Origin of the sequence: Clostridium sp. NSJ-49, assembly GCF_014287725.1 — a bacterium.
Taxonomy (GTDB): Bacteria; Bacillota; Clostridia; order Clostridiales; family Clostridiaceae; genus Clostridium; species Clostridium disporicum_B.
Genome location: NZ_JACOOP010000030.1, coordinates 38,642 through 45,210, shown reverse-complemented (window position 1 = coordinate 45,210; position 6,569 = coordinate 38,642). Strand labels below are relative to the sequence as shown.

Annotated in this window: 7 protein-coding genes; 6 read left to right on the top strand and 1 reads right to left on the bottom strand. The window is 26.5% G+C overall.

Features of this window, described 5'->3' with window-relative positions; all coding sequences use genetic code 11:
* The first annotated feature begins 395 nt into the window (after positions 1-395).
* From H8S10_RS11490 to H8S10_RS11475, 4 genes are all read left to right on the top strand, one after another.
* Entirely contained in the window at positions 396-815 is a 420-nt protein-coding gene (locus tag H8S10_RS11490; protein ID WP_186838961.1) for a phage holin family protein, read from the top strand.
* 64 nt (positions 816-879) lie between these two features.
* Entirely contained in the window at positions 880-1,860 is a 981-nt protein-coding gene (locus H8S10_RS11485) for an N-acetylmuramoyl-L-alanine amidase (RefSeq protein ID WP_186838960.1), read from the top strand.
* A gap of 1,020 nt (positions 1,861-2,880) precedes the next feature.
* Complete coding sequence (locus H8S10_RS11480) at positions 2,881-3,834, top strand: hypothetical protein (protein WP_186838959.1); 954 nt, start codon at positions 2,881-2,883, stop codon at positions 3,832-3,834.
* A gap of 27 nt (positions 3,835-3,861) precedes the next feature.
* A complete protein-coding gene (locus H8S10_RS11475) occupies positions 3,862-4,416 on the top strand; it encodes a hypothetical protein (protein WP_186838958.1) in 555 nt (184 codons plus the stop codon).
* 44 nt (positions 4,417-4,460) lie between these two features.
* Here the strand turns inward: H8S10_RS11475 and H8S10_RS11470 are convergent, their stop codons facing one another.
* Positions 4,461-4,610 carry a hypothetical protein gene (locus tag H8S10_RS11470; protein WP_186838957.1) on the bottom strand — a complete coding sequence of 50 codons (150 nt, stop codon included), beginning with the start codon at positions 4,608-4,610 and terminating at the stop codon, positions 4,461-4,463.
* A 151-nt stretch (positions 4,611-4,761) separates the two neighbouring features.
* On the opposite strand from H8S10_RS11470, the gene H8S10_RS11465 reads away from it, so the two are divergent.
* Positions 4,762-4,881, top strand: coding sequence for an LPXTG cell wall anchor domain-containing protein (locus H8S10_RS11465; RefSeq protein WP_186838956.1), 120 nt, complete (start codon positions 4,762-4,764; stop codon positions 4,879-4,881).
* A gap of 837 nt (positions 4,882-5,718) precedes the next feature.
* Positions 5,719-6,561 carry a hypothetical protein gene (locus tag H8S10_RS11460; RefSeq protein WP_186838955.1) on the top strand — a complete coding sequence of 281 codons (843 nt, stop codon included), beginning with the start codon at positions 5,719-5,721 and terminating at the stop codon, positions 6,559-6,561.
* Positions 6,562-6,569 lie beyond the last annotated feature (8 nt).

Genomic DNA, 6,569 nt, shown 5'->3' with positions numbered 1-6,569 from the left:
TATTATAGAAGTGGGGATGTAACCCATCCTAGTGAATATGGACAAAGAATAATTGCAGATAATTTGCTTCCAATTTTAGAAAGTAAATTTAAATTCTAACTCACAATTGATTTAAATTGCGAAGCAAAAAAATAATAGATACAGAAGCTAAAGCAGCATGCGTAAGTTTTCTCTGTATCTATTATTCGTACTGGTAAGATGCAGAAGGAGTATACAAACTACATCTTATTTAGTATAAGTTTTAAATAAATGATAATTATGACATAGCAAACTATCATATATAATAAAGGAATGTACCTTAATTATATATTGTGTGAAATATTAAAAAATATTCCTAAGTTAGACAATTAGTCTAGCTTATTTTTTATGAATAAATTAAAAAGGAAGGTGTAAAGATGGAAAACATATTAAATTATTTTAAAGTAATTGTAGCAACAATAGGAACAGGATTAACGTGGTTATTTGGGAGTTGGGATACAGCTCTTATAGTTTTAATTGCATTTATGGTATTAGATTATATTACAGGGCTCTTAAGAGCTTGGATAAACAAAGAAGTTTCTAGTGATGTAGGACTTAAAGGAATAGCGAGGAAAACCGTTATATTTATAGTATTAATAGTTGCTGTGTTATTAGATAGGCTATTAAATACAGGTACGTGGGTATTTAGGACGTTAATTTGTTACTTCTACATAGCTAATGAGGGAATTAGTTTATTAGAAAATTGTGCTGGATTAGGCTTACCTATACCAGATAAATTAAAAGACGCATTAGCGCAGCTTAAAGATGGAGAAAAGAAGGAATTAAATAAACAGTAATTCTGAGGGCCAGTAGGCTCTCTTTTTTATTAAAAAATAAATTAAAAGAAAGAAGGAATGAAAAATGAGTTTAGTAAAAAGTTTAATTTCAAGTGATAAGTATGGAGTTAAGTGTCCGTATAAAATGACACCAAAAGGGATATGTATTCATAATACTGCAAATGATGCTCCAGCAAAGAATGAAGTTTCTTATATGAAGTCAAATAATAATGAAGTGTCATATCACATTGCAATTGATGATTTAGAAGCTATACAAGTTATACCATTCGATAGAAATGCTTGGCATGCAGGAGATGGAGGAAGTGGACAAGGGAATAGAAATTATATAGCAGTAGAAATATGTTACTCTGAATCTGGTGGAGATAGATTTATACAAGCAGAAAAGAGAGCAGCAAAAGAAGTAGCAGCATTATTAAAACAATATGGTTGGACTATTAATAACGTAAAGAAACATCAAGATTTTAGCAATAAGTATTGCCCACATAGAACTTTAGATATGGGATGGCAAAGGTTTTTGAATATTATACAAGCAGAGCTTAATGTATTAAATGGTTCATCTACTCAAACGCCATCATCTACTCAAAATCAAAGTATAAAAGTAGGAAGTAAAGTAAGAGTAGTAGGCTTCAACTATGCAACAGGTGAATCAATTCCATCATGGGTTAAGAGCAATACTTATACAGTTCAACAAGTTAATGGTGATAAGTGCTTATTAAAAGAAATAGTTAGTTGGGTTTATATTAGAGACTTACAAATAGTATCAGCTGGAAATACAGTTCCTTCAACTCCAGCACAACCTCAATCTAAAAGATATGCTGAAAATGGAACTTATTATTTTAATACTGCCGTAACTGTTAGAACAGCTCCAGAAGAAAATGCAAAGACAAATGTTGTTTATTATCCAGGGGAACACGTAATTTATCATCATGTTATAGTAAATAAGAATGGATTCAACTGGATTGAATATGTAAGAAATAACGGAACTACTGGATATTTAAAGGTAAAAGATTTAAGTACTGGTGAAAGTTATGGACATGCGAAATAATTAAATAAGTGTAATTGCAAAAGGCTAGGGTTCGTAATTGGAGCTCTAGCCTTTTTTAATTTTATGGAGAATAAGCTATTTTAATTTATTATAATAGTAAATTAAGATTCGAGAAAAATAGAGTTAGAATTTATATACATATTTATGGGTTATGGATAATTAAAGTTTAAATTATATTTATAAAAATATTATACGAGCTGGATATATAGTGTTATACCCAGCTCTATTTATATGGTTTAACATAAATGAGTTTAATTTATTGTTTGGGTAGTTATTAATGCTTGAGTAAGATAATCTATCTAATGACAGAATATATTACCCAAGTATTAGACTTTAAAAAGCTAATAAACAATATAGCTAAATAAATCTGAAATGATAAGAAATACTATTAAAAATATAACTACTTTCAATAAAAATTTAAGACTCATTTAGTGAACCTCCATATTCAGTTTTATTATATAATAAAGCCAAAATGATAATTAATCAATACGATGAGAATAATATTATTCAATTGTGATTAATAAGAAGGTTGTACAAGTAAAATGCTAATAAAAAGCATTTCATAGTAGTAAATTGTTAATTTGGTTAAAGAACTGTTTTAATTTATTATTTATATTAATACTAGACTAAATTGTTATTTATCCTATCTTTAATTACTAATTTTCTATATAGAATATTACTTTAAAGAAAAAAGCATTAAAGGAGATTAGTAACTTAAAATTATTTTTAGATTTCATAAAATAATCTCCAATAATTTTTTATATTTTAACTATATCTATTATTTTAGTAAATATGATTAAAGAATTAAATTTAATTAAAATTATAAAAGAAAAACAATATAATTGCTCGACATATTGGCAAAATCTGTTGATATAATATGGTACAAGCTATAAAATAAAAGAAGCTACATATATGATTTGCAGATCATGTAGCTTCAAAAGAAAAATTGTATTTCATTAATATACCTCTATTATACTTGGGTTATTTTTGAAGTGCAAGAGGTAATGGAGGAGATTCTAAATGGCAATAAAAAAAGCATATTACTATACTGTATCAATTTCAAATGAAGCAACTAACGAAATAATTCAAAACAATTATAAAGAATATTTTGATTATGCTTTTGAAGAATATTTAAATGAAGATGGAACTTATGAACCTCTAATATTAGAGGAAGGAGAAATTATACATGGGCAGAGAATAGATAGAATAACAATGGACATAATATTCAATGATATGAACTATCTGTTTGCCAGAGTATCTAAATCTAAGGATAATAAAGATAATCTAATTAGAAATATCAATACTAATGAAATAGAAGCTGTACTAAATCCAACTGAATTGGCATATAAAACATTAGAAGCATATACATATTTTATTTTAGATTATAATAGAGGGATATTATCGTTTGTGGAAGGTCTTCAAGCTCCAAATGTAAATTGTTTGAATAATATAATTTCTAATATTTATGGGACTCATAAACTTATTATTGACAATATAGCGAGCACGGATACTGTAAGAGCTTTATTGCAACCAGGTTCCGTGGTCAATAGAATTAATTATGATTTTAGAGTTCCACATCCAAGAGTCTTAAGAGGGTTAGGTTTAAGTGAAAGAACAATAGACTTATTAACAGATAGTGATGTGACTATGGCGAAGCTTACTATTAGAAATTTACCTCGTAAAGGGATAACAGGGAATTTACAGGTGATAGAAGGTTTGATTGATGAACTTAGAGAAGTGAATACAGAGGAAAATAAAGTAACTTTAATAGGAAGGACAAGAAATAGCTCTCAGCAAGAGTATGGATTTGAAATGAAGAATTATATGACTCCTATAGATATTCCTACATCTAGAATATCAGAGGGAGAAATTATACAGTTAACTTTAAATGAGATTGCAGATGAGTATTTTGCTAGGATGAGAGCTGCATATATAGGGAATATAGAGACTATACAAGATTTAGCTAATATGTAAGTTTTATAAATGAAAGGAGGTATTGCAATGAAAAAAATTGCATTAATAAAAAATATATCATTACCTCTAATATTATTAGGATTGGTTTTAATAGCAATTAAATGTGGTATGTTAAGCTTATCTTCATTAGTTGGAGAAGGTAGTGAATCAATTCATTTTAATTTAATAACAGTCAATGCAGTATTTGCAGGATTTTTATTTACATCTATCACATTTTTTATTGGAGTAAATAATAGTAAAACTGTAGAAATTTTGGAGCAAATAGATTATATGGATAAGGTATACAAAAATTTGAATTTCGGATTTATAGCTAGCTTAATATCAATTATATTTTCGTTAATTTCTATTTTTATTTTACCAGCAATCACTGCTAGTAAAAATTTTTTAGATTCACCAATTAAAGTATATATTTTAAATACTATAATGCCAGCAATTGTATTAGTATCTATGATATACACAATAATAAAATTTCTAAATGCATTACGTCATTTGCAATTCATAATTACATCTATAAGAAGAAAATCTAAAATAAATGCTCCAAGCAAGGAACGAATTGAAAAAACTCTCCAAAAGATTAAATAATGTTTAAAGGTAGCAATTAAGCTACCTTTATTTTTATGCAGCAATTAAAGCTTAACTACATACTCGTCTCTCCCAATAGCTTTAACTTCCACATTATTAGATTTTAATAAGTCAATAAACTTATCAATAGTTTCTAAAGAAGAATAATCAACCTTTAATATTAATTCATCTTTAGCATTTCCGTTCATCCCCACAATATTCCCCCTAAAGTAAATTAAACACTATAATTATAAAATATAATAGTGAATATTTTCAAAGTTAATTTGAGCCAAATATTAATATATTTACAAAATATGATATAATTAACTTACAAATTTATATACTTAAATCAAGGAGAGGATTTTTATGGAAAGTGTAACAGGAACATTAGTGGCTATTAAAATATCACCGTTATTTGTTGGAATAGGAATAATCTTTGTTATAGGATTAGGGTTATTATTATATATGAAAAAAAGAAATAAGTAATAATCGTGAAATAATAAGCATTATAGGAATATTTAGTGCTATAGTAATTACATTTTTCGGTGGAATAAACTTTATAGAAAGTGTATTAAATAGCATAAATAAAGTTAGTAAATATAGATTAGTATTTGCTATATTAATAACTGGTTTTGTAATGTTTAATACAATATTTATGCTTTTAAATTTTATAGCTAAATTAACTGATAAAAATATAAGGAGTTATTGTCAGTTTTATACGAATGGGAACCAATGTCCCCCAGGTTGTAAGAATAGAAAAGGCATAAAATGTATTAAAATTAAGCATCCAACAATATTTTGGATAAATACTATATTTATAGCAGGGATAGTAGGTATAACAATAATATACTATTTAGATTGCTATAGTATTATTGTTAAATGCATAGAATTATTTAAAAATATGTTAATGTCATAAAAGCACCCAGAGCAATCTAGGTGCTTTTTTTTGCAGAAATTAAAGTTTAACTACATACTCGTCTCTCCCAAGAGCTTTAACTTCTACATTATTAGATTTTAATAGGTCAATATATCTCCTGGTTAATATAACTTAACTTTATATGCAGTAAGATTGCACAAGGATTTTTTATTACACCTTGAATGGATATGGAAATTATGTTTGAAGCAGTAGTATGAATATTAAAACTGATGATTTATAATATTATCTCTATCAAAAAAATAGGATGTTAAAGTGAATAAATATAAAGTCTATAAAGAGTGATAATAGGTAATTTATTGATTAATAAAAAGGATTTTACAATATAAATATAAGACTTTATAATAATTATTGTATTATTTATTTAAAGAGATATCTAGGAGGGGTTTATGAGTGACTTTTTAGAGAAAGGTGCAAATTTTACGACAATATTAGGATTATTTTTTGTTGGATATCAAATTATGATGTCTAAGAAAGAGCAAAGGGTTCAGCATGAAAAACAAGAGAGAATGAAGGCAATAGAGTTGGCAGAACTATATGCCAATAAATTAATGTCAAATATATCTTATTTAAGCAGAGTGTATAGCGAGGCTAAAATAGAAGAGGAGTTTAAGCATATCAGATATAATGAACTTAAAGAATTTGATAGAGATGAATTGAAAAAAATGTTTAATACTAAGAAGATAGAGGAGATTGATAGAAAACTTAATAATATTAGTATAGATATATTAATAAAATCATCTATATATTTAGGTGATTGTGTGAATGATAATAAATTAAATAATTATTTTGAAGCTAGAGAGTGTAGATTTATGTCAAGAGAAGTTGCGGCTGAAGTTTCGGCTACTTTAGATGAGAAATCTAAGAAAAGTTTGAATAAAATATTATTGAAAAATAAGAAAAAGGAAAGTTACTATGATTTACACTATCAGAAGTTATATACGGATACACTAAATGATACATTAAATACTTTAGAATATTTTTGTATGTATTTCAATAGTGGGGTAGCTGATGAAGAAACGGTATATCAATCTTTACATCAATCTTTTTTAAGTATGGTTAAGGTATTATATTTTAGAATTGCATATGTTAATGAAAGTGGAAAAGATAAGTATTATACCAATATAATAGAGTTATATAACAAGTGGTCTGATAGATATCATTTAACAGAGGAAAAAGAGATTGAAAATAGAAGAAAATATACATATAAAAAAGAAAAAGTAAGAAGGTAATAGATACC